The sequence below is a fragment of the Olsenella sp. oral taxon 809 str. F0356 genome, assembly GCF_000233535.1.
Classification (GTDB): Bacteria; Actinomycetota; Coriobacteriia; order Coriobacteriales; family Atopobiaceae; genus Olsenella_I; species Olsenella_I phocaeensis.
In genome coordinates, this window is the sequence record NZ_JH376563.1 from 1373143 (window position 1) to 1396048 (window position 22906).

Below are 22906 nucleotides of genomic sequence, written 5' to 3' on the forward strand. Positions count from 1 at the left end.
AAAGTGCACGCAAGGTTTGGAGAATTCGCATGTCTGCTAAGACGATATTGGTGACGCGCTCGTCGATGCCGCCGCTGGACGAGTACGTGCGCGAGATCGCGCCGCTCTGGGAGTCGCACTGGCTGACCAACATGGGCGAGAAGCACCAGCAGCTCGAGGCTGAGCTCGAGTCCTTCCTGGGCGTGCCCAACGTGGCCCTCTTCACGAACGGCCACTCGGCCTTGGAGTGCGTGCTCGAGGCCATGGACCTGCACGGCAAGGTGATCACGACGCCGTTCAGCTTCGCCTCCACCACCCATGCCCTGGTGCGCAAGGGCCTCACGCCCGTCTTCTGCGACATCAGGCCGGACGACTACACCCTCGACGCCTCGAAGCTAGAGGCACTCGTCGACGACGAGACCTGCGCCATCCTGCCGGTCCACGTCTACGGCAACCTCTGCGACGTCGACGCCATCCAGGAGGTGGCGGACCGCCATGGCCTCAAGGTCATCTACGACGCCGCGCACGCCCTGGGCGTGAGCAGGGACGGGGTCTCTTCCGCGTCGTTCGGCGACGCCTCGATGTTCTCGTTCCATGCCACGAAGGTGTTCAACACCATCGAGGGCGGCGCCATCTGCTTCCGTGACCCGAGCCTCAAGCCCCTCCTCGAGCAGTGGAAGAACTTCGGCATCACCGGCACGGAGTCCGTGGAGTACGTGGGCGGCAACGCGAAGATGAACGAGTTCTGCGCCGCCATGGGCATCTGCAACCTCCGCCACCTCGGGGAGGAGATCGCGAAGCGTGCGCGCGTCGTGGGACGCTACCGCGAGCGCCTCTCTGAAATCGACGGCCTGACGCTCTGCGCGGGACAGCCGGGCGTCACCCCCAACTACGCCTACCTTCCCGTCCTCTTCGACCCCGAGGCCTTCGGGGCCACGCGCGACGACGCGTACGAGGCGCTCATGGCACGCGACGTGCACACGCGCAAGTACTTCTTCCCCCTCATCAGCGACTACGCCTGCTACGCGGGGCGCTTCGACTCGTCGCTCACGCCCGTGGCCCAGAGGGTCTCGAGCCGCGTCCTCACCCTCCCGCTCTATGCGGACCTCGCCCTGGAGGACGTCGACCGCATCTGCGACGTCATCCTCTCCGTGAGGGTGGGGTAGATGGAGCAGAGCCCGCTGCTGAGCGTCGTGGTATCGGTCTACAACCACGGCGGCTACATCGAGGAATGCCTGCGCAGCATCGCCTCCCAGAAGGTCGACTTCCCCTTCGAGGTGCTGGTGGGGGAGGACTGCTCCACCGATGACAGCAGGGAGGTGCTGCGAAGGCTCGAGCCCGAGCTGCCCGACTGCTTCACCATCCTCTATCGCGAGCACAACATGGGGGCCGTGGCAAACGGCGAGGACCTGTACGCGCGCGCGAGGGGCCGCTACCTCGTCGACTTCGAGGGCGACGACTTCTTCACCTACGACGGCAAGCTCGCCGAGCAGCTGCGCTTCCTCGAGGGGCATCCCGACCACTCCGCCGTGTACACCAACTGCCTCGTCGTGGACGCGCTGTCGCGACCCAACGGCGAGCGCTATCCCGAGTGCGTCGACGACGAGTACAGCTACCGCGAGAACTTCTACTACTGCCTCCCCGGACAGAGCGGGACCCTCATGTGCCGCAGGGAGGAGTACTTCGCGGCTCGCGACCGATTCAACGAGCTCAAGGGGTACGACTTCTACCCCGGCGACCGCCGCAACGCCTTCCTCTTCCTCACCATGGGCAAGGTGCGTTGCGTCCAGGAGCGCTGGAGCGCCTACCGCCACGTCAGGAAGGGTGGCTCGAGCTACTCGGCCACCAGGCAGAAGGACGCGGCCTTCGCGAGGAACGAGGTCCTCTACGGCAAGGCGCTCCTCGACTACGCCCTGCGCTACGGGGACGAGGAGGCCCAGTCCTGGGCGCGCCTGACCTGCTATCGCCTGCGCTTCAAGTGGAGCCACGGCTCCAGGAGGGTCGAGCGCATGGGCGAGGTGCTCCGTGACGCGCTCCGGGAGAAGAGCCCCCTCTCGCTGGTCCTCGCCCAGCCGCGCTGGTATGCCGGGCTGCTCGCGAGGGTGCTCAGGGGGCGCAGCATCAACCTCTAGCCCGCCGCTGCCTAGGCCTTGGAGTTGCTCGCCTGCGCGCGCGAGTAGACGAGGTTGATGGCGCGCGCAACGGGCGTGGGCCAGAACCTCTCGAGCATCCTGAGGTCCTCCTCGGTGCGCGTGTTGTCCCGTATGAGCGCGCTCGTCTCCGAGCCCTCGTGGATCCTGTGGTGCATGAGCACCTCGCGGTCGTAGACGAAGCTGCCCTCGAGGCGGGAGAAGCGCTCCCACGCGTCCCAGTCCAGGTTGCTCCTCATGTCGGCCCGGAAGGGCGCGTTGGGAAGCAGGGGGAGGTTGAGGGTCACCGAGGGGCAGCAGATCGCCGAGCCAAGCGAGAGGACCCTCCGCTTCGTGCGCAGGTCGTCCGCGGACCCCGACCACCCGATGGGGGAGAGGAGCCGGCGCTTCACGCGGAGCAGGCGGTTGTCGTCCACCTTCCGTCCCTCGCGCAGCTCGCCGTAGTTCGTGAAGAAGATCAGCGGCCGCTCCACCGCGGCCATGCCGCCGAGCATGTGCTCGGCGTAGCCGGGCTCGTAGGTGTCGTCCTGGTGGGCGAGGGTCAAGAGCGGGGTCTGCGACTGGCTTACGGCGAAGTTCCAGTCGCTCGCGATGCCCGGCTCGGCCTCGTTTGCGCGGAGCTCGAGCCCGTAGCGCCGGGCCACCGAGCGTATGTGCTCGTTGGGCGTGGAGGTGGACACGAAGACCCTCGTGCGCACGGTCTGCGCCAGGAGGGACTCCACGCACTCGGCGAGGTAGGGGCTCTCGCCGTACGCGAGCACGGCGAAGCTGTGGTCATCGCTGGTGAGCAAGGGCGCCTCCCAAGGCCTTGCCCGTCCCCGGTGTCGCGCACGGGCTCGCGCGCGGCGTGGCATCAAGGAGGGCTCGTGTGAACTCTCTGGTACCGTCCCCGATCCCACGGCACCTTAGTCTAAAATGAAACGATAGCATCATCCTGGCAGGGGGTCTATTTGCCAGCAATGAGAAAGGACTTCGCCATGAAGAAGCGACGCAGCCCGATTCTGGCGGCGACCGTGCTGGCCTCGTTGGCACTCTCGCTTGCCGTACTGGTCACCCCGGCGCATGCCGCCTCGTACAACAACGTGTACCGCATGTACAACCCCAACTCCGGGGAGCACTTCTACACGGTGCAGCTCCCCGAGGCGAAGCACCTGCTCCAGGTGGGCTGGCGCTGGGAGGGCGTGGGCTGGGTGGCGCCCGCCACGTCCGGCACTCCCGTGTATCGTCTGTACAACCCCAACGCGGGCGACCATCACTACACCACCAGCGTGGAGGAGCGCGACCACCTCGTCGAGCTCGGCTGGAACAACGAGCCGGTGGGCTGGTACTCGGAGGAGTCCTCGAACTCGAAGGGCATGCTGAGGGAGTACAACCCCAACGCGAAGAGCGGCGCCCACAACTTCACCACCTCCCGCGAGGAGCACGACTACCTGGTTGGGCTGGGCTGGAGGGACGAGAGCGGCGAGGGCTATGCCTGGCGTGCCTCCAACAGGGATGCGGCCCCCATCGAGTCGTTCTCCGTCCAGAGTCCCGCCTGGGGCAGCCTGCAGACCGTCACCATTGGCAAGGACGCCAACGTGGCGAAGCGCGTGGACGTCCCCTTCGAGGAGAAGAGGGACGAGTACGTCGCCAACGTTACGTGGTCCAACCACGGCGCCTATCTCAACCGCATGAAGTCCCTCGCGAACCAGATAGGCAGTCCCACCGAGTACTTCCTCGCCTGCGACTACGATCTCTGCCGCGTCACGGTGCTCGAGCGCAAGAACGGGAGCTGGGAGGTCATCAAGACTTGGAACTCCAACATGGGCGGACACACCTTCAAGGGCGTCTGGCACATCAGCCACAAGCGTAAATGCGACTGGAATCACGACTACTTCGGCAAGGGCTACAACGACTGGGCGAGCTGCTACATAGAGTCCTTCTTGCCCGATGATACGGGTCATCTTCAGTATGTTGGTGGCAAGGGCTACGACGACGGGCAGACCATCCACTCGACGGGCTACAAGAGCACGGGCTACGACAACTACGGCTGCATAGGTCTCCTGTGGGAGAACGCCAAGTGGGTCTACGACAACGCTGCCCGCAACGTCGCCCCGAGCGACGAGAACGCCTATCACGGAACCAGCCAGGGGACGACGGTCTACGTCTTCGACGAAAGAGGTCTTAGATGAGCTATTCCTGCTTTGGAGTCAGGCGCAGCCTGCTGGGGCTGATCGCCCCCGTCGCTCTGGGCGCCACCCTCGCGCTCACTCCCGCGATCGCCCGGGCCGAGGAGCCCGCCGTCGCGGCGGCACAGGGCCCCGAGGTCGTCGCCACCTCCCAGGCGACAGAGTCGGCGCCGTCCGACTCCGTCGTGGGCGAGGCCCCTGCGGCCGTGACAGGCGCATCGGAGGCAGACTCGTTTGTGGCAGCTCCCGCAGTGGGAGCCAGCGAGACGGCGGCGAAGCCGGAAGATGCGCCGACGCCCGTGGAAGAGGGGAAGGGGGACGAGCCCAAGCAGATCGTCTCAGATGATGCGCAGGCCAGCGCTGCCACGCCTTCCCCCTCGTCAGAGGATGCCTCCAATGCGGGCGACCCTGCGACGGTGGACGCCTCCGCCAACCCCGCGGGCGACGTGACGGCCAAGGAGACGGCGGGCGAGCCCGCCACGGATGGGGCGGCCACCGATAAGAAGGCTGCGGAAGCCGTCGCGCCAGCCACCGAGGCGGATGCGAGCGCCTCCGACGCCAAGGCGAGCGCCGCAAAGCCGGACGTGGGCGACCAGCTTGCAAAGGGCATTGCGACGGCCAGCTCCCCCGATGGTGCGAGGTCGCCGCTGAAGCTCTCCAAGCTTGCCGTGGAGAAGCAGCCCGCGAAGGCTCAGGAGGCGGATGCCAAGGCGAAGACGGAGCCCGCGCCCAAGAAGGCGGCGGAGTCCGCGCAAAAGAAGAAGGAGGAGGAGGCATCGAAGCCGGCGGTCAAGTACGCCAACATGTACCGCCTGTACAACCCCAACTCCGGCGAGCACTTCTACACCTCCGCGCTTGGGGAGGCCAGGCACCTCTTCGAGCTCGGCTGGCGTTGGGAGGGCGTGGGCTGGGTCGCCCCCGAGACGTCCAAGGCACCCGTATATCGCCTCTACAACCCCAACGCGGGAGACCACCACTACACCACCAACAAGGGCGAGCGAGACCAGCTCGTGAGGCTTGGCTGGAGGAGCGAGGGTATAGGCTGGTACTCCGACCTCGACAAGGACTCCGTGAGCGTCTGGCGCCAGTACAACCCCAACGCGAGGAGCGGCGCGCACAACTTCACAACCAGCACCGTCGAGAAGGACCACCTCGTGAAGGTGGGCTGGCGCGACGAGAAGATCGCTTGGAACGCGTCCAACCAGGACGTGCGGGCAATCAAGGGCTTCTGGGCGGTCTCCTCGGCCTGGGGGAGCAGGGAGCGCTACTGGGTCGGCGCCGACGCCGACATCGCCCGCTCGCGCTTCGTCACCCCGAGCGAGGGTGCTGGCTACTATGCCTACGCAAAGTCGGACGGCAAGATCTCTCGCGGCAAGGTCAAGGTCGGCTCGAAGGTCCTCCTCTCCAACAACGAAGGCAAGCTGACCACCCAGACCTCCTGGCTCATCACCAAGGTATACGACGGAGGCAACCAGCGCTACTACCTGGCAAAGGACACGGGAGACGGCTACTCCTACGCGAAGACGGGCTTCTTCAAGGCTGCCCTCGAGGGGACCACGACCCAGCTCTGGTTCTTCGGCCATCCGTCCCAGGGTTACGTGACCCGTGGCGCGTATCGCGCCAGCAACGGCGTGATCGTCTCCGACTACGTCAATGGCTCCCTTGCCGAGAACTACGAGAAGCCCGGCATGGTCGTAAGCAAGCGCTACGATGGCCAGCCCCAGCGCTATTACCTCGAAAAGGCCAAGGACGGCCACCTGTATGCCCGTGTCGGGAAGTTCAAGGTCGGCAAGACCGACTACTACGGCAGGGAAGACACCGGCTACGTCGTCCGTGGCTACTACATCAACCCCAAGGGCGAGGTCTACTTCGGCGACAACGACGGCAAGCTCACGAGCGGCTGGCTCTCCGCCGCCGGACTGCGGGCGTGGCGTCGCATAGCGAACTACGGCAGTGCGACCCAGTACATCCTCGTCGTGGACTCTGACGCCTGCAAGACCTTCGTCTTCCAGGGGAGTGCCGGCCGTTGGGTTCCGAGGTTCGAGTGGCTGGCTGGGGTCGGCCTCACGAAGTACAACAACGGCAACGGGACCCCCAAGAGCGAGTACTACACCCTCGGTGGCGACAACGCCAGCTACAACGCCAGCGGCAACGGCGAGTGGAGGCGCTACTACTACGAGAAGGACGACCTGTACTACTTCTCGGGCTTCGTGCTCGACTGTGGCTTCCACTCGACCATCCCGAGCCTTGGGCCTGCGGAGAACCAGGTCGGTCGCAAGATCTCGCATGGTTGTGTCAGGCTGCTCATACAGAATGCCAAGTGGATCTACGACAACTGCGCGCGGGGCACGCGCGTGGTGAGCTACTAGCTCGTCAGAAGCAGGGCGTGGCGGGGCTGTCGGGAGGAATCCTGGCAGCCCCGTTTCTTGTGTCTACACGCCTTATTGAGGACGGACCACGTCTGTCCGTGGGAGTGGCGTCGACTACCTCGCCACCTTGCGCCTGCCCACAAGGCAGAGCGCGAGGCACGATGCCAGTCCGGCGAGGCTCATCAGGCAGCCCACGCCCAGGCCGGCGGGCGTGAAGCCGAGCTGGACGTGATGCTCGCCTGCGGGCAGGAAGAAGCCGACGAAGCCGTAGTTCGCCCTGAAGCTCTCGACCTCGCTGCCGTCGACCAGCACCTTCCATCCGTCGGCGTGGGGCACGGCGACGCAGGCGACCGCATTCGTCTTGGCAGACGCGCTGGCCTCGAGCGAGCCGTCCGTGGCTCGCGTGAAGTCCCCGAAGTCCGCTGCTCCGTCGCCCTCGTCGGCTCCGGGAAGCCTGCCTGCCTGTTCCGTGGAGGCCACCTCGTCCGGGACGATCACGGCCTTCTTCAAAAGGGCGCGCCTCTCGCCCGCATCGGGCAGCGCGTTGGCCTCTCCCTCGCTCACGACCGCCTGGCGCAGGCTGCCCAGGGAGCTCGCCTGGGCGTTCTCGTACACGTAGACGCTGCCTATGCGCTCGCGCAGCGACGCCCAGCTCGATCGCATCGGCTCCTTCGAGAGCACGTAGCGCAGGTTGAGCAGGGCGGGCACCCCGTCGGCGTCCGGCGCGTGCCTGTAGGCGTACTCCATTATGCTGCCCTGGCCGTAGGCCTCGGGCCACAGCCTGTCGAGGAACTCCCTGAGGTCGCTGTCTATGGTGCTGTTGTAGGTGGTGGCGGAGGGGTACGACTGCGCCAGCGAGTCGTTGTAGTGCGTCCAGTCCACGTACAGCTTGTCCACCCTCCAGACTCCCGGGTCCTCCTCCCTTAGCTTTTCCAAGGCGTCGAGCGTGTCCTTGTCCTTGGCGCCAAGGCTCGGCATGGCGTCTGGCTCCAGCGTGCCGCGCAGGTTGGTCACGAAGAAGGCGTCGCCCACCGAGGAGGCGAGGAGGGCGGCGACCAACGCGGTCTGGGCAAGACGACCCGCCCCGTCCCAGCCGGACCTCCCCACCGCCCACAGGCTTCCGGCGACGCACGCCGACGCCGCGGCGAAGAGCAGGCAGACGAGCCTGCCGTTGAGGGTGTGCGCGAGCGACCAGGCGACGACGAGGGCGGTCAGGGCCAGGGAGGCGAGAAGGAGGGGGCGTGACGTGCGCCCGGCAAGCACGCGCCTCTCCACCGCCACGGACATGACGAGGCAGACGGGGAGGGCGAGGACGAAGCTGCTTCGGTAGTTCACGTACGCCATCGCGTTGAGCAGCGTGGGAAGGAGCTGGTCGAAGAGGTAGAGGGCGACGAGGACCGCAGAGAGCGTGCAGAGGACGCGCTCCCTGCGGCTCCCCTCGTCATGGAGCCAGGAGAAGAACTGCCCGAGGAGCATGAGGCAGCCGGCGGAGTAGCCCAGCGCCGGGAACTCGTAGGCGAAGCCACGCTGGAAGTTCGTGCTCGCGAGGTCGACCACGTCGGGGGTGAAGCCCACGGCGCCCGTGTTGACGAGCCCGCTTCCAAGGAAGCGGCTGAGGACGTAGGGCAGCCAGTTCGCGGGCACCGGCGCGAGGGCGGCCGCGAGGCGCGCGGGCAGGGGGGAGCCTCCCGTGACGCGGCCCGTCTCGTCGAGGAGGAAGAGGGCGTAGGGCAGGAAGAGCACGCCCGAGAGCAGCAGCCCGCAGGCGACCGCCGCAGCGACCCACGCCAGCCCCTTGAGGTACGCCGCCACCCCGGGAGACTTGACGTGGAAGGGGAGGCGAAGGAGCACATAGAGCGCTGCCGCGACGAGCGACATGAACGCCGTGTAGGCGCTCCAGCCCACTGCCACTGCTACGACGGCGGAGACGAGCAGGAGGCGTACCGACGTCCGCCTCTGCATGAGGAGCTCGAGCACGAGGACGAGCGCCGTGAAGACGACGAAGGCCGACCCCAGCCAGTAGTGCTGCCCCCAGAGGACGAGGTAGCCGGAGAAGGCATAGAGGAGCGAGCTCAGCACGCGCGCCAGCCTGCTGTCACAGAAGCCCACGAGGAGGTGGTCGAAGAGCAGTCCGGCACAGACTATCCTGAGGGCCTGCACCACGACCAGCACGAGGGCGAGCCTTCCCTCCCCAAGCGCGAGGCCAAGGGGCACTAGGACGAGGTTGAAGGGGTCGAAGAGCCAGGACTGGAACGAGGTGACGCCCGTTCCCAGGCCGTAGTCGAAGTTGAAGGAGAGGGCCGACCCCTCCCTCACGCGGCCGATCAGGTTGAGGTAGAAGGGGACGTACTGGTCTATGGTGTCCGTCCCCGCGTCCCCCGCCCCGTACACGAAGAGCCTGCCGCCCATGAGCATGGCGCCATACACCAGGGCGACGCCCAGCGCGAGCCCGCAGCAGAGGACAGCCAGCTCGCGTGCGTCGCGCCTTCCCGACACGTCCCCCTCCCGCGCGAGGAGGCGCGGCGCGAGCGACGCGAGGAGGAGCGAGAGGGCGGAGATGGGAAGCTCGAAGGCGTAGTCGGCCCAGTTCAATGGGATGCTCCTCTGAGGAAGGGGGACGCGGATTCATCACTGCTATCATATTCTCCATCCGACTGTCCATGCGGTGATGGGAGCGCGCAGTGTCAGAAGACCGACATCGTCTGGTCGTGCTGGGGTCGATGGACGAGTTCGTCCCGCTGGTGAGGAAGGCCCGGGAGCGCGGCTGGCACACAATCGTCTGCGACGGGTATCCCAACACCCCCGCAAAGCTGATCGCCGACGAGTCGTACGACGTCGACCCGCGCGACGCGGACGCCGTGGCGCGCCTCTGCGCCGAGGTCGGCGCCGACGGCATCGTGAGCTCGTACTCGGACCTGCTCGCGGAGTGCTGCGCGAACATCGCACAGCGTGCTGGGCTGGGCTGCCCGCTCCCTCCCGACCGCCTCGCATACCTGCGTGACAAGTCGCTCATGAAGGGGATGTTTGACGAGCTGGGGATTCCCTATCCCAAGACCGCCAGGGTGAGGAGGGGACACGTCCGCGAGGACCTCGAGGGCATGGGCTTCCCCTGCGTGACGAAGCCCGCCGACGCCTGGGGGTCGCATGGCGTGAGGGTCTTGGGGGACGCGCGGGAGGTGGAGGCCGCCTACGACGAGGTGGCCGGCTACTCGGACGCTCCCTACATCTTCGTCGAGGAGTATGACGACGGGCTCGAGTTCAACCTCATGTCGTGGGTCGTGGACGGCCGCCCCGTCGTGCTCGAGGTCGCCGACCGGGAGAAGAGCGACGACGGCGAGGCGACGGTCCCCTGGGTGAGCCGCATCGTCTACCCCAGCGCGCACACGGACGACGTCCTGGGCGAGGCGACGGAGATGCTCCAGAAGGTGGCAGGCTACGTCGGGCTCCTCAATGGCCCCCTGTGCATGCAGTTCTTCTGGGCCCCCGGCAGGGGCGTCAGGGTCTGCGAGTGCACGGGACGCATCTTCGGCTATGAGCACGAGCTGCTCGAGTACGCGAGCGCCGGGGCCGTCTGCGTCGAGGACCTCCTGCTCGACAACGTCTATGACCCCGTCGCCGTCTCGTCCCGCCTCGAGGGGCATGACCCCCACCTGGCCGACGTCGCGGCGGGCCTCTACTTCCACGGAAGGGACGGCCGCGTCGCCTCCGTGGGTGGGCTCCCCGACGAGTCCGACCCCCTCGTCAAGGAGACGATCGTCTACTACCGGCCCGGGGAGATCATCTCGCACCAGGTGGGCGACAAGCCCTATGCCGCCCGCGTGTACCTCTGCTCCCCAGACCGCGGGGAGCTCGACCGCAGGACCGACGAGCTCTTCCAGAGCGCGAGCATGACCGACGGGCAGGGGAGGGAGCTCCTCCTCAGGAACCGGCGGAAGGTCCCGGAGGGCACCGCCTAGGCTGCCGGCCCCACGATGCGTCCCCTCTCGCCCAGTCCACGAAGACACCAGGAGTTCACAGGATGATTGACTTCAACGTACCCCCCTACGTGGGAACCGAGATGCAATACGTGAGGGAGGCGGCGGAGAGGAACCACAAGATCTGCGGTGACGGCCCCTTCTCGCTCAAGTGCCACAAGTGGATGGAGGAGCGCTTCGGCGCGGAGAAGGTCCTCCTCACCACCAGCGGGACCTCCGCCCTCGAGATGGCTGCCGTCCTCTGCGACCTCGAGCCGGGTGACGAGGTGATCCTGCCGAGCTTCACTTTCTCGTCCACCGCCACGGCCTTCCAGGCCGTGGGCGCGACCCTCGTGTTCGTGGACATCCGACCCGACACCATGAACATGGACGAGGAGAGGGTCGAGTCCGCCATCACCGAGCGCACCCGCGTGATCGTGCCCGTGCACTACGCCGGAGTCTCCTGCGAGATGGACCGCATCATGGACATCGCCCGCAGGCATGGCCTCCTCGTCGTCGAGGACGCCGCCCAGGGCGTCATGAGCAGCTACCACGGGCGGGCGCTCGGGACCATCGGCACCTTTGGCTGCTACTCCTTCCACGAGACCAAGAACTACTCCATGGGCGAGGGCGGCGCCATCGTGATCAACGACCCCGCCTACATCGAGAGGGCCGAGATCATACGCGAGAAGGGCACCAACCGGCAGCGCTTCTTCCGCGGGCAGGTGGACAAGTACACCTGGGTGGACCGCGGCAGCTCCTACCTCCAGAGCGACCTCAACGCGGCCTACCTGTGGGGTCAGCTCCAGGCGGCGGACCAGATCAACGACGACCGCCTTGCCACCTGGCATGCCTACCGGGACGCATTCGCGCCCCTGGCCGAGGGGGGGCTCGTGGAGCTTCCCGTCGTCCCCGAGGGCTGCGTCCACAACGCCCACATGTTCTATCTCAAGTGCCGCGACCTCGGGCAGCGCCAGGAGCTCATCGCCCACCTCAAGAAGCGTGGGGTCATGGCCGTCTTCCACTACATCCCCCTGCACAGCTCGCCTGCTGGCCTGCGCTTCGGTCGCTTCGACGGCGAGGACCTGCACACTACGCGCGAGAGCGAGCGCCTGGTGCGGCTTCCCCTCTACTTTGGCATGTCCGCCACGGACCGCGCCGTGGTCATCCGCGCCGTGCTCGACTTCTTCGAATAGGGGCACCCATGGAGCAGAGGGTCGCGCTCGTCACGGCAATAGGGTCCTTCTCGGCCGAGGCAGTGGTCCAGGGGCTGCACGACCAGGGCGTCAGGGTGGTGGGCGTGGACGTCTACCCACGGGAGTGGGTGGCGCAGAGCCTCTTCGTGGACTCCTTCCGCCAGGCCCCCTTCGCCTCGTCCGAGGCGAAGTACTCCGCCTTCGTGCGGGAGGTCTGCGCCAGCGAGGGGGTGGGGCTCCTCCTCCCCCTGACGGACGTCGAGGTGGACTTCTTCAACGCCCATCGCGACCTGCTGGCTGACTTGGGCACGAAGGTGCTCATCTCCCCGGCGTCCGCGCTCGCCCTCTGCCGCGACAAGCGTGCGATGGCGGAGTTCCTCAAGGGGTCGAAGTCCGGCGTGCGGGGCATCCCCACCGTCCCCCTCGCACCCCTGGACGGGCGCTATCCAGGGCATCCCGTGGTGGTGAAGCCGCTCGACGGCAGGAGCAGCCAGGGTCTCACGCGCGTGAGGGGGCCGGAGGACTGGCGTGCGGTCTGCCCTCCCGACCCCGAGCGCTACATCGTGCAGCCCCTCGTCGAGGGGCCGGTCGTCACCGTGGACGTCGTCCGCGACCAGTGCGGATCGGCCGTCGTCGCCGTCCCGCGAAGGGAGCTCCTGCGCACGCCCAACGGGGCGGGAACGTCGGTGCGCATGTTTCACGACGACGCGCTCGTTGCCGCCTGCCAGGGGTTGGCGGACGAGCTTGGCGTGGTGGGCTGCGTCAACTTCGAGTTCATAGAGGAGGCGGAGGGGGCATACCGCTTCCTCGAGTGCAACCCGCGCTTCTCGGGCGGCGTGAAGTTCAGTTGCATGGCCGCGTACGACTGCGTCGCCAACCACCTGAGGGCACATCTCGGCGAGCCCATCGCGGGGCTGGGGGAGTACGAGGACTGCTTCATCGCCCGCAGGTATAGCGAGTTCGTGACGTCGAGGCCCTGACGTTCGTCCTGCCGTTCTGGTGCCTTCGTGCCCGTTTGGCCAGCACGCGGTGCCTTGTCCTACACTCTTGGGGCGCAACCATCCCGTCCCATACTTGAGAGGTGCTCATGCAAGAGACAGTCAGCTCCGGAAACTTCACCTTCACTCCCACGTCCATCGAGGGAGTGACCGTCGTCGACTGCAAGTCCTATGGTGACGCCCGCGGCTACTTCATGGAGACCTACAAGCGCTCCGACTTCGTGGCGGGCGGGATCGACGCCGACTTCGTCCAGGACAACCAGAGCTCCTCCACCCAGGGCGTGCTGCGTGGCCTCCACTTCCAGATCGACCACCCCCAGAGCAAGCTGGTCCGCGTCGTGGAGGGGGAGGTCTTCGACGTCGCTGTCGACCTGCGCGAGGGCAGCCCGACCTTCGGCAAGTGGGAGGGCGTGGTCCTCTCGGCCCAGAACCACCGCCAGTTCTTCGTCCCCCGCGGCTTCGCGCACGGCTTCTACGTGCTGAGCGAGACGGCGGTATTCTGCTACAAGTGCGACGACGTCTACCATCCCAACGACGAGGGCGGCCTCATGTGGGACGACCCGACGATAGGGGTCGAGTGGCCCCTGGTCGAGGGTGTCGAGGTCAACCTGTCCGAGAAGGACACCAGGCATCCCAGCTTCTCCGACTACTGCTCTGCCCGCGGCATCGCCCGCTAGCGAGGGAAGGAACGCCCATGAAGATTCTGGTAACCGGCTCCCACGGCCAGCTGGGCAACGAGCTGCGCCGCCTCATCAAAGAGGGCCATTCCGAGATCGGGCCCATTCCCGAGGCCTACGCGGGCGCGGACGTCGACTACATAGACATCGAGGACCTGGACATATCCGACGCGGCGGCCGTCGACTCCTGGTTTGACGTCCATGGGCCGTACGACCTCGCCATCAACTGCGCCGCGATGACCAACGTCGACGGCTGCGAGGCCAACTTCCCGACCGCCTTCGCGGCGAACGCCCTGGGCCCCATGAACCTCGCCCGCGCCTGCTCGCGACAGGGGGCGACGCTCGTCCAGGTCTCCACGGACTACGTGTTTCCCGGCAACGTCGAGGGCGAGCGCCTCGAGTCCGACGTCCCGGCGCCCATCAGTGCCTATGGGCGCTCGAAGCTGGCGGGGGAGGGCCTTGCCCTCGCCGCCAACCCCAGGACCTTCGTGCTTCGCACGGCCTGGCTCTATGGCTACGTGGGGAAGAACTTCGTGAAGACCATGCTGCGCCTCGCCGAGACGCACGACCGGGTGACCGTCGTCGACGACCAGATGGGCAACCCCACCAGCGCGAACGACCTCGCGCACGAGATTCTCTCGCTTGCGGTGACTGGGGATTACGGCATCTACCACTGCACCAACGAGGGCACCTGCTCCTGGGCCGACTTCGCCCAGGCGACCTTCGAGGAGTTTGGCAAGGGTTGCGGGGTCGTCCGCTGCACGAGCGAGGAATACAAGCGGGCCAACCCCGCCTCCGCAGACCGTCCCCGCTTCTCGGCGCTCAGGAACGCCCGTCTGGAGGCGACCATCGGCAACCAGATGAGGCCGTGGAGGGAGGCGCTGCGCTCCTATCGCCAGAACTTCGACGAACTTGCCGGATAAGCCCATGGGAGTGGTGCACGATCGCAGGACGCATGATGGCCTGGAGAGGTGCGGACGCGGGACGAGCATGGCGTTTGTGTTCGTCTCTGCACGTGATGGCCTGCGTCCGTAGAATCTAGGGAAGAGAGACCGCCCGAAGTTGGCCAGCTTCCCGATCAACGCTTGGAGGAACCCCTTTGAAGACCTACCTCGTCACCGGCGGCGCCGGATTCATCGGATCGAACTTCGTGCTGTACATGCTGCGCAAGCACGACGACATCCGCATCGTCAACGTGGACGCCCTCACCTATGCGGGCAACCTCGAGAACCTCGCCTCCATCGAGGGCGACGACCGCCACGTCTTCCTGCACGCGGACATCCGCGACGAGAAGGCCATGAGCGACGCCCTCGCCACTTATCAGCCCGACTACGTGATCAACTTCGCCGCCGAGAGCCACGTGGACCGCTCCATCGCGGACCCCGGCATCTTCGCCGACACCAACGTGATGGGCACCGTGAACCTGCTCAACTGCTGCCGCGCCGCCTGGGACGACGGCAAGGGCGGCTTCGGCGACCACCGCTACCTGCAGGTGGGCACCGACGAGGTGTACGGCACCCTGGCCATCCCGGAGAAGATCAACCCTGACGGGAGCCCCGCCGACCCCGAGCATACCGACTACTTCCGCGAGACCACGCCGCTCAACCCGCACAGCCCCTACAGCGCGTCCAAGACCTCTGCCGACCTCTTCGTCAAGGCCTATCACGACACCTACGGCTTCCCTGCGGTCATCACGCGCTGCTCCAACAACTACGGGCCCTTCCAGTTCCCCGAGAAGCTCATCCCCCTCATGATCCACAACGCGCTGAACCACAGGGAGCTTCCCGTGTATGGTGATGGGCTCAACGTGCGCGACTGGCTCTATGTGGACGACCACTGCAAGGCCATCGACATGGTCGCCACGGGAGGCCGCCTGGGCGAGGTCTACAACGTGGGCGGGCACAACGAGCGCGCCAACATCTACATCGTGAAGACGATCATTGCCGAGGTCGCCAAGGTCACGGGCGACGAAGCCGTGAACGAGGGGCTCATCCGCCACGTCACCGACCGCGCCGGACACGACCGCCGCTACGGCATGGCGCCGGACAAGATCCGCGAGGAGCTGGGCTGGTACCCCGAGACCCCCTACGAGGAGGGCATCGTGAAGACCATCCGCTGGTACCTGGACAATCCCGAGTGGGTCGACCACGTGACCAGCGGCTCGTACCAGGAGTACTACGCGAGGATGTACGGCGGCAGGTAAGACCGCTTTCCGGTGGAGTCTGATTTGTGGGGCATTCCGTGGGAATGCCCCATTTTCTTGAGCCGGCGCGATTGTTGCCCAGAACCTCAGGGCAATGGGGTACACTAGCTCCTGTGACTAGGTGTCACAATGTATCGCGCGACAGCGCAGCGCTTCGCCCCTCGGGGCAAGAAAGAAAGGCACGACATGGCACAGGGTACTGTTAAGTGGTTCAACCCCGACAAGGGCTATGGCTTCATCTCTCGCGAGGATGGCGACGACCTGTTCGTCCACTACTCCGAGATCCAGATGGACGGCTTCAAGACTCTGGACGAGGGCCAGGCTGTCGAGTTTGACATCACCACCGGCCAGAACGGCAAGCTCCAGGCTTCCAACGTTCACAAGATGTAAGTGCCCTGCAAAACAGCAGGTAGAAGGCTTGCATAAGGCTTTCGTGCCCCAATTCGCCCATCACGGCGGGTTGGGGCGCTTTCTTGCGTCGTGATTCCGTCCATCCGTCGGCTAGGCGACGCTCACGACGTCGAACGCGTTCGACTCTCGCAAACCTGTGACGTCGAACGCGCGCGCCTCTCGTCTCAAAACGTCGAATGCGTGATAGTTGCATCCCAAAGCGCCCAACGCGTGCCAATTTCGTCCCGAAGCGCCCAACGCGTGTGTTTCTTGCCCCAAAGCGTCGAACGCGTCTGAGACAATCGCGCCAACTGGGCAAACGCGGTGGCCTCAGACGCGTCGGACGCTTTCGCCGTTTCGGGGGACGCGTTTGACGTTGTCGGCATGTCGATAGACGCGCCGGACGTCGTCGTCACGCCGAGAGGCGCGTCGGACGCCGTCGTCACGCCGAGAGGCGCGTCGGACGTAGTCGTTACATCGAGAGACGCGTCGGACGCCGCCGGCCTCTGCCCGCCCGAGCTCCGACCTCCGACCTCTGCCGGGAGGGGGGCACCTCGCCTGGGGCGGATATACTTCTTCTTGAGCGGCGACGGCAGACTGGGAGCGAAGCGTGAGATGTGTTGCGATGTGCAGGGGTCTGGGCGTGGGCTACGCCTGCGTCCTCCTCGACCGTCCGGCCGGGATGCTGGAGGCCAGGGTATCCACCCATGCTGGTGACGAGGTCCCCTCTCGTTGCCTTCCCGTCGGACCGGGCGTGCGCGAGACGCTCTGCCACCATGCCGCCGCAGGCTGCGTATGGGTCGTAGTGCTCCCCCTCCTCTCCACGGACTGCGACATTGCGCTCGAGTCTCCCTCTGGGGAGAAGGGCCGCCTGAGGTTCTCCGCTCGCGGCTCCAAGCTGCAGTCCCGTCTCCTCACCCTGCGCCATCCCCAGGTGGCGTCGGCCATTCGCGGGATCGAGCGCAGGGCTTCGGGGGCGACCGCCTCCCTCAGCGTCAGGGAGGTCTGGCCCAAGGGGGATGACGTCGCCGTGTGGCGGCTGGGCGCGACCTTCCCCGAGGAGGGTGCGAGCGGGCCCGAGCTCGAGGTCCTCTCGTCCGACGCCTCTCGGCAGGTGCATGCCAGATGGCACCTGCTCGAGGACCAGCTGGTGAGGGATGCGGTGGGTTCCCGCCGCGTCATGAGCTTCTCCCTGGAGCTTCCCCGCAACCTCGACCACTTCTGCGTGGTCGTCCGCGTGGGGGAGAGGAGCTGCTTCGCGGGCATGCACCCCAACGTCGCCACCTCCCACTGGGCCAGGACGAACGAGCGCCTGGGCGCGGCGTACGCCGATCCCGCCTACGAGCGCTGGTTCGAGGCCCACCGCGCGACCGACGCAGAGCTTGGCCGCCAGCGCCGGGACTGGAGGGACTCCCTTGGCCCGGACGCGCCGCTCGTCTCGCTCGTGATGCCCGTGTACAGGACGCCTGCCAGCTTCCTGAGCGAGGCCGTGGGCTCGGTCCTCGCGCAGTCATATCCCAACTGGGAGCTCGTGCTGGTCAACGCCAGCGGGCCCTGCGACTCCGTCGACCAGGTCCTGGGTGCGATCGACGACCCCCGCATAAAGGTCGTGGAGGTGGAGAACCGCTCGATCGCGGAGAACACGAATGCAGGTATAGCTGCCGCAACGGGCGACTACGTCGGCTTCATGGACCATGACGACGTGCTGGAGGGAGACTGCCTCTGGTGCTATGCCCAGGAGGTCGCCAGCAACCCCGAGGTCGACCTCCTCTATTGCGACGAGGACAGGCTCAGGGACGGGCACCTGCACGGGCCTGCCTTCAAGTCTCCTCCCAGCCTGACCAAGTTGCACGGCCACAACTACGTGACGCACCTCCTCATGGTGAGCAGGAGGGTCCTCGACCTCACGGAGCGCTCTGGCGCGGACGTGGCGGGCGCGCAGGACTTCGACCTCACCCTCAAGGCCTTCGAGGTCGCGCGAGACGTCGTGCGGGTCCCGCGGGTGCTCTACCACTGGAGGGAGCACGGGGGCTCCACGGCGGGAGGTGGCGACCAGAAGCCCTACGCCCACGTGGCAGGCAGGATCGCGCTCGAGCGTCACCTTGCCCGCCGCGGTCTCGTCGCGAGCGTGGGCGACGGGCCCCTGCCCTACACCTATCGCGTCCGCTACGACCTGGGCGAGGAGCCGCCCCTGGTGAGCGTCATCGTGCCCAACCGCGACCACGCGGGGCTTCTGGGACGCTGTGCCAGGAGCCTGCTCGACCGCACAGACTACCCGCGCCTCGAGCTGGTGGTGGTGGAGAACGGGAGTTGCGACCAGGAGACGTTCGACCTCTACGAGAGCCTTCGGCAGGACCCGCGCGTGCGCGTCGTGAGCTGGCAGCCGCGCCACGAGGGCGAGTTCAACTACTCCGCCATCGTCAACCTGGGGGCCTCGCACGCCCTGGGAGACGTGCTCCTCTTCCTCAACAACGACACGGAGGTCATCGACCCCTCCTGGATGTCGGAGCTGGTGGGGGAGCTCAGGAGGCCCGAGGTGGGAGTCGTGGGGGCCAAGCTCCTCTACGAGGACGACCTCGTGCAGCATGCGGGCATGGTGGCCAATGCCAACTGCGACTTCGCCCACGTCAACCAGAACCTGGCGGCCGACGCGCTGGGATACGGCTACTCCGCCGGCCTGCCCGGCGACTTCTCCATGGTGACGGGCGCCTGCCAGGCGGTGAGGCGCGAGGTCTTCGACGAGCTGGGGGGCTACGACGAGGAGCTGGCAGTGGGCTTCAACGACGGCGACTTCTGCCTGCGGGCGCGCGAGGCGGGCTACGTGGTCGCGTACACGCCGTATGCCCGCCTGCGACACCGGGAGTTCTCGTCACGCGGGCGCGAGTCCGTGGACGTGGGCATGCGTCAGCGCTACCTGAGCGAGAAGGCCCTCGTCGTACGGAAGCACCCTGGCTTCTTCGCGAAGGGGGACCCTGCCGTCGACCCCAACCTGGACAGCTTCAGCGACTACTTCCAGCTGAGGCACGACGAGGCATAGGGTGCCGCCCCGAGGGTGCCGCCCCGCCCGGGTGCGCCTAGCGCCCCGCCCCGCCCGTGGCGTCCCTGAACGCTCGCAGGGGAGAGGTGATCGCCCTGCCTATCTTGAAGGAGGCCGACTCGGTCACGCACTCCAGCTCGCCCGCTAGGGCGTCAAGGCCCAGCCTGGCGAACGAGAGGTCGGTCTGCGAGCGCCGGACCTCCTCCTTCTCGAGGGCGAAGTAGCGGAAGAGGAGCTCGTCCAGGGGCAGCTCGAGAATCGCCTCGCAGCGGTCCCAGCGGTCGGGGTTGATGGCGTCCTCGCGTGCCAGCTGGTCGAAGCGCAGCTCACGCAAGCCCTCGTCGTGCATCTTCTGGTAGATCGCGGAGAAGCCCTCGAGGGAGCGTGCGCGCCGGAGGTTCATCGCGACGCCCTCCGTGACCCAGTTCACGAAGGACTGTCCGTACAGCTCCCAGGTACCCTCCCCGTCAATCTGGTCCCTGAGCTCGACGAAGGCGTCGTAGAAGTCGAGGGGGTACGAGTCGCTCGTGAAGAGGGCGCTTCCGGGGTTGTTCACCCGGTAGCGGTGGAGGGGGCGGTCAAGGAGCGCTATCCGGTGCGCCTCGGTCAGGGCCCTGCAGGTGAAGAGCAGGTCGGCCGTGCGGTGGACGTGCTGGAAGCGGAGCCCGCGCCCTTGCACGAAGCTCGCGCGCCAGAGCTTGTTGTGCACCCAGTTCTGGAAGGAGTTGAGTATGCGCTGGGGGTGCTCGTGCGGGTCGAACACGTCCGCGCCTATCCAGTCGACGTCGAAGCACCAGTGGAAGTACCTGAGCTCGCCCGTCTGGTCGTCGAGCTCCTGCGTTCGGAAGACGACCAGGTCTGCGTCGGTCTCCTCCCCGCGGGCGATGGCCTCCTCGAGGAGGGTGGGCTCCATGAGGTCGTCCGAGTCGAGGAAGTAGAGCCATTCTCCCCTGCAGGCGGCGCGACCGGCGTCGCGGGCCACGCCCTCGCCGCCGTTGGGCTGGTCGATGACGCGGATGCGCGGGTCGGTGGAGGCGAGGCGCTCGAGCAGCTCGAGGGTGCCGTCGGTGGAGCCGTCGTTGACCAGGACGAGCTCGAAGTCCCCCATGGTCTGGGCCAGCGCGGAGGCCACCGTCTGCTCGATGTGCCGCACCGCGTTGTAGCAGGGTATGGCTATGGACGCCTTGGGCATGTGGGGTTCTCCGTTCGAAGTCTACGGTCCCAAACAGTCTAGACGAGCCCGTGCCGGGGTTGTATCGTCGCACGCGGCCAACGGAGGGCGTGCAATGCCATGTCCCCGTTCCTTGTCCAGAATTGGACCTTGGCCCTTGTGCGGCCGACGACTGGCGCGGCGTGCCACGCGTCGCTTGCCAGAGGGTAGACTCAGGTCGCTGAGCAAACGTCGACTTTGGAGGACGCATGACCGAAGAGGAGCTCAAGGGACGGCTCGACGCATATGTGGACGAGGTCTGGGAGGATGCCGTCGAGGACATCCGCTCGCTCGTGAGGATTCGCTCCGTCGAGGACCTCGGGGCGGCCGCGCCAGGCATGCCCTGGGGACCGGCCAGCCACGACGCCCTGGTGCAGGGCCTCAAGATCGCCGAGCGCCTGGGCCTGGAGGCCCACGAGTGCGAGGGCTACATCGGTTATGCGGACTTGCCGGGCGACTCGAGGCGACAGATCGCCACCATCGCGCACACCGACGTCGTGCCCGAGGGTCTGGGCTGGACCGTCGACCCCTTCGACGTGACCCGAAGGGATGGCTACCTCATCGGCCGCGGCGTCCTCGACGACAAGGGCCCCCTGGTCCTCTCGCTCTATGCTGCGCACTTCTTCAAGCGCCTTGCCGATCGCACGGGCAAGAGGCTGCCCCGCACCCTTCGCTGCATCGTGGGCAACGCGGAGGAGACCACGATGGGCGACCTCAAGTGGTACCTCGCCCACTACGACGGGCCCGACTTCTGCTTCTCGCCGGATGCCGACTTCCCCCTGATCTGCGGCGAGAAGGGCGTCTTCCATGGCCACTTCACCTCCGCGGAGGCCTTTGGGGGCGAGGGGGAGAGCCGCATCGCCTGGATGGATGGCGGCACCGTCGCCAACGCCATCCCCGGTCGTGCCGAGGCGCTCGTGCGTGCCGACGCCCCCGCCCTTCCGGCGGCCGAGGGCATCGAGCTCAGGGAGGAGCCCTCGGGCCTCGCCCGCATCGTCGCCACGGGCAGGGGAGGGCACGCGTCGCTTCCCGAGGGGACGCTCAACGCCATCGGTCTGCTCGTGGGCTACCTGCTCGACAACGGAATCTGCAGCGCGGGCGAGAGGGGCTTCCTCGAGCTCCAGCACGCCCTCTGCGCCTCGGGGCACGATGGCGCCGCGCTGGGCATCAAGACCTCGGACGAGAAGTTCGGCCCCCTCACCGCCATCGGCGGGACCGTGCGCGCGGTGGGTGGCCGTCTCGTCCAGACCGTGGACAGCCGGTATCCCACGAGCATCGACGGCGACGCCATCCGCGAGCGCCTGGGTGCCCTCGCCGAAGCCCATGGCGCCAGCTTCGCCGTCGACCAGGACAAGGTGCCCTTCTACATCGACCCCCAGAGCCCCGAGGTCCAGTGCCTCCTCAGGAGCTACGACGACTACGCGGGCGGCAGGAGCGAGGCATTCGTGATCGGGGGAGGCACCTACGCGCGCCTCTTCGAGAGGGCCTGCGCCTTCGGTCCCCACGAGCCCAAGGAGGAGGTCCCCGACTGGGTGGGACCCGAGCACGGGGCTGACGAGGGCGTGAGCGAAGAGAGCCTGCGCCGTGCGCTCAAGGTCTACGTCCTTGCCATCTGGAGACTCATGCAGCTCGACTAGCCGAAGCCGGCATTCCCGGACGAGCCTGCCTCATTGCGACCCGCCCGTGCGCCTGGGCGTGCGTGCGGGTCGCCTACAGCTCGATGCCGCGCCAGTCGTCCAGCCAGAGCTCCGCAGACTCCCTGAGCGCCTCGACCTCCTGGGTCGGGTCGTCGCAGCGCACCCCGCAGGTGAGGAAGCCAGCCTCGCGCGCGGCGCGCGTGCCGGGCACGATGTCCTCGAAGACGATGGTCTCCCGCGGCTCCCCGCCGAGCTCGTCCGCGCAGGCGAGGTAGATGTCGGGCTCACTCTTGGGCACCTCGACCTCGCGGTTCGTGACCAGCACGTCGAAGAGGGACCGGAGGTCGACCCTCTGCATGCTCAGGAGCACCTCGGGGTCGTTGGTCGTGGCGAGTCCCAGGGGGATCCCCCGGGACCTCAGCTCCCGCAGGTAGCGCAGGGCGCCGGGCCTCAGGCTCGCCTGCGTCTCGTAGAGCGCCCGGCCCAGGCGGTTCCACTCGTCGCAGATGTCCTCCACCGTCTCTTCCAGGCCGAAGCGCTGGATGGTGTAGGCTGCCCCCGCCGCAAACCCCAGCGCGTTCATGGCCTGGGGGTAGTCCTCCTCGTAGGGAAGCCCGCGCGAGCTCAGGAAGACCTCGTCGACCTGTCGCCAGATGCCTGCCGTGTCGCTTAGGGTCCCGTCAAAGTCGAATATCGCCACGGAGAAGCGGGGAGGCCAGAGTTCCTGCGGTGCCATGGGGCTCCTCTCGGATTCTTGCGCGACGTCCTGCCGCGTGGGCGTGCGACCCATTGTAGCGGCAGCTTCGCCAAGGGGTCGCGCCGACGGGCGCAATGGCCCCCGCTTGCCGTACCGCGCGCGAGGTCGCCAGGACATGCCGGCCATCAATGCTACCCTTGCAGCGTTTGCAATAACGAGGCGTCTCTATGCGAAAGGAGACA

The 22906-nt window shown here is 66.9% G+C and carries 17 protein-coding genes; 13 read left to right on the top strand and 4 right to left on the bottom strand.

What is annotated here, in order from left to right; translation table 11 throughout:
- Positions 1–29: 29 nt before the first annotated feature.
- Both HMPREF1008_RS06230 and HMPREF1008_RS09930 read left to right on the top strand, forming a co-directional pair.
- Complete coding sequence (locus tag HMPREF1008_RS06230) at positions 30–1145, top strand: DegT/DnrJ/EryC1/StrS aminotransferase family protein (RefSeq protein ID WP_009279007.1); 1116 nt, start codon at positions 30–32, stop codon at positions 1143–1145.
- Positions 1146–2111 (top strand): glycosyltransferase, encoded by a 966-nt coding sequence (locus tag HMPREF1008_RS09930; protein WP_009279008.1) that lies wholly within the window; start codon positions 1146–1148, stop codon positions 2109–2111. It abuts the gene before it with no gap.
- An 11-nt stretch (positions 2112–2122) separates the two neighbouring features.
- On the opposite strand, the gene HMPREF1008_RS06240 is transcribed toward HMPREF1008_RS09930, so the two are convergent.
- On the bottom strand, positions 2123–2920 hold the full coding sequence (locus tag HMPREF1008_RS06240; RefSeq protein WP_009279009.1) for a glycosyltransferase family A protein: 798 nt from the start codon (positions 2918–2920) through the stop codon (positions 2123–2125).
- A 168-nt stretch (positions 2921–3088) separates the two neighbouring features.
- Between HMPREF1008_RS06240 and HMPREF1008_RS10645 the strand changes: the two genes are divergently transcribed.
- Both HMPREF1008_RS10645 and HMPREF1008_RS10240 read left to right on the top strand, forming a co-directional pair.
- On the top strand, positions 3089–4300 hold the full coding sequence (locus HMPREF1008_RS10645) for a L,D-transpeptidase family protein (RefSeq protein WP_232202842.1): 1212 nt from the start codon (positions 3089–3091) through the stop codon (positions 4298–4300).
- Positions 4297–6666: a L,D-transpeptidase family protein gene (locus HMPREF1008_RS10240; protein ID WP_009279011.1), complete on the top strand. Its 2370-nt coding sequence runs from the start codon at positions 4297–4299 to the stop codon at positions 6664–6666. Before HMPREF1008_RS10645 ends, HMPREF1008_RS10240 begins: the two co-directional genes overlap by 4 nt.
- A gap of 114 nt (positions 6667–6780) precedes the next feature.
- Here HMPREF1008_RS10240 and HMPREF1008_RS06255 read toward each other — a convergent pair whose 3' ends face one another.
- Positions 6781–9258, bottom strand: coding sequence for a YfhO family protein (locus HMPREF1008_RS06255; RefSeq protein ID WP_009279012.1), 2478 nt, complete (start codon positions 9256–9258; stop codon positions 6781–6783).
- Between the two features lie 89 nt (positions 9259–9347).
- On the opposite strand from HMPREF1008_RS06255, the gene HMPREF1008_RS06260 reads away from it, so the two are divergent.
- The 8 genes from HMPREF1008_RS06260 (at position 9348) to HMPREF1008_RS06295 (ending at position 19120) form a co-directional block, all read left to right on the top strand.
- Positions 9348–10622 (top strand): acetyl-CoA carboxylase biotin carboxylase subunit family protein, encoded by a 1275-nt coding sequence (locus HMPREF1008_RS06260; protein WP_009279013.1) that lies wholly within the window; start codon positions 9348–9350, stop codon positions 10620–10622.
- Between the two features lie 62 nt (positions 10623–10684).
- Positions 10685–11815: a dTDP-4-amino-4,6-dideoxygalactose transaminase gene (rffA, locus tag HMPREF1008_RS06265; RefSeq protein WP_009279014.1), complete on the top strand. Its 1131-nt coding sequence runs from the start codon at positions 10685–10687 to the stop codon at positions 11813–11815.
- Positions 11816–11823: 8 nt separating this feature from the next.
- A complete protein-coding gene (locus tag HMPREF1008_RS06270; protein ID WP_009279015.1) occupies positions 11824–12795 on the top strand; it encodes an ATP-grasp domain-containing protein in 972 nt (323 codons plus the stop codon).
- Positions 12796–12902: 107 nt separating this feature from the next.
- A complete protein-coding gene (gene rfbC / locus HMPREF1008_RS06275) occupies positions 12903–13490 on the top strand; it encodes a dTDP-4-dehydrorhamnose 3,5-epimerase (protein WP_009279016.1) in 588 nt (195 codons plus the stop codon).
- 17 nt (positions 13491–13507) lie between these two features.
- Complete coding sequence (rfbD, locus tag HMPREF1008_RS06280; protein ID WP_009279017.1) at positions 13508–14413, top strand: dTDP-4-dehydrorhamnose reductase; 906 nt, start codon at positions 13508–13510, stop codon at positions 14411–14413.
- A gap of 176 nt (positions 14414–14589) precedes the next feature.
- A complete protein-coding gene (gene rfbB / locus HMPREF1008_RS06285; protein ID WP_009279018.1) occupies positions 14590–15693 on the top strand; it encodes a dTDP-glucose 4,6-dehydratase in 1104 nt (367 codons plus the stop codon).
- 186 nt (positions 15694–15879) lie between these two features.
- Complete coding sequence (locus HMPREF1008_RS06290; RefSeq protein ID WP_040656760.1) at positions 15880–16083, top strand: cold-shock protein; 204 nt, start codon at positions 15880–15882, stop codon at positions 16081–16083.
- 610 nt (positions 16084–16693) lie between these two features.
- Complete coding sequence (locus HMPREF1008_RS06295) at positions 16694–19120, top strand: glycosyltransferase family 2 protein (RefSeq protein WP_232202843.1); 2427 nt, start codon at positions 16694–16696, stop codon at positions 19118–19120.
- 37 nt (positions 19121–19157) lie between these two features.
- Here HMPREF1008_RS06295 and HMPREF1008_RS06300 read toward each other — a convergent pair whose 3' ends face one another.
- Entirely contained in the window at positions 19158–20312 is a 1155-nt protein-coding gene (locus tag HMPREF1008_RS06300) for a glycosyltransferase (protein ID WP_009279021.1), read from the bottom strand.
- Positions 20313–20539: 227 nt separating this feature from the next.
- On the opposite strand from HMPREF1008_RS06300, the gene HMPREF1008_RS06305 reads away from it, so the two are divergent.
- The gene (locus tag HMPREF1008_RS06305; RefSeq protein ID WP_009279022.1) at positions 20540–21967 is read left to right on the top strand and encodes a Sapep family Mn(2+)-dependent dipeptidase; all 1428 of its coding nucleotides are present in this window, start codon (positions 20540–20542) and stop codon (positions 21965–21967) included.
- 73 nt (positions 21968–22040) lie between these two features.
- Here HMPREF1008_RS06305 and HMPREF1008_RS06310 read toward each other — a convergent pair whose 3' ends face one another.
- Entirely contained in the window at positions 22041–22703 is a 663-nt protein-coding gene (locus tag HMPREF1008_RS06310; protein WP_009279023.1) for an HAD family phosphatase, read from the bottom strand.
- Positions 22704–22906: the final 203 nt, after the last annotated feature.

What these genes read in the sequence shown, in the direction of transcription:
- rffA (WP_009279014.1), top strand. Translation starts at nt 10,685, where the DNA reads ATGATTGACTTCAACGTACCCCCCTACGTGGGAACCGAGATGCAATAC.
- HMPREF1008_RS06290 (WP_040656760.1), top strand. Translation starts at nt 15,880, where the DNA reads ATGGCACAGGGTACTGTTAAGTGGTTCAACCCCGACAAGGGCTATGGC.
- HMPREF1008_RS06230 (WP_009279007.1), top strand. Translation starts at nt 30, where the DNA reads ATGTCTGCTAAGACGATATTGGTGACGCGCTCGTCGATGCCGCCGCTG.
- HMPREF1008_RS06310 (WP_009279023.1), bottom strand. Translation starts at nt 22,703, where the DNA reads ATGGCACCGCAGGAACTCTGGCCTCCCCGCTTCTCCGTGGCGATATTC.
- HMPREF1008_RS06300 (WP_009279021.1), bottom strand. Translation starts at nt 20,312, where the DNA reads ATGCCCAAGGCGTCCATAGCCATACCCTGCTACAACGCGGTGCGGCAC.
- HMPREF1008_RS09930 (WP_009279008.1), top strand. Translation starts at nt 1,146, where the DNA reads ATGGAGCAGAGCCCGCTGCTGAGCGTCGTGGTATCGGTCTACAACCAC.
- HMPREF1008_RS06305 (WP_009279022.1), top strand. Translation starts at nt 20,540, where the DNA reads ATGACCGAAGAGGAGCTCAAGGGACGGCTCGACGCATATGTGGACGAG.
- HMPREF1008_RS06270 (WP_009279015.1), top strand. Translation starts at nt 11,824, where the DNA reads ATGGAGCAGAGGGTCGCGCTCGTCACGGCAATAGGGTCCTTCTCGGCC.
- HMPREF1008_RS10240 (WP_009279011.1), top strand. Translation starts at nt 4,297, where the DNA reads ATGAGCTATTCCTGCTTTGGAGTCAGGCGCAGCCTGCTGGGGCTGATC.
- HMPREF1008_RS10645 (WP_232202842.1), top strand. Translation starts at nt 3,089, where the DNA reads ATGAGAAAGGACTTCGCCATGAAGAAGCGACGCAGCCCGATTCTGGCG.
- rfbD (WP_009279017.1), top strand. Translation starts at nt 13,508, where the DNA reads ATGAAGATTCTGGTAACCGGCTCCCACGGCCAGCTGGGCAACGAGCTG.
- rfbC (WP_009279016.1), top strand. Translation starts at nt 12,903, where the DNA reads ATGCAAGAGACAGTCAGCTCCGGAAACTTCACCTTCACTCCCACGTCC.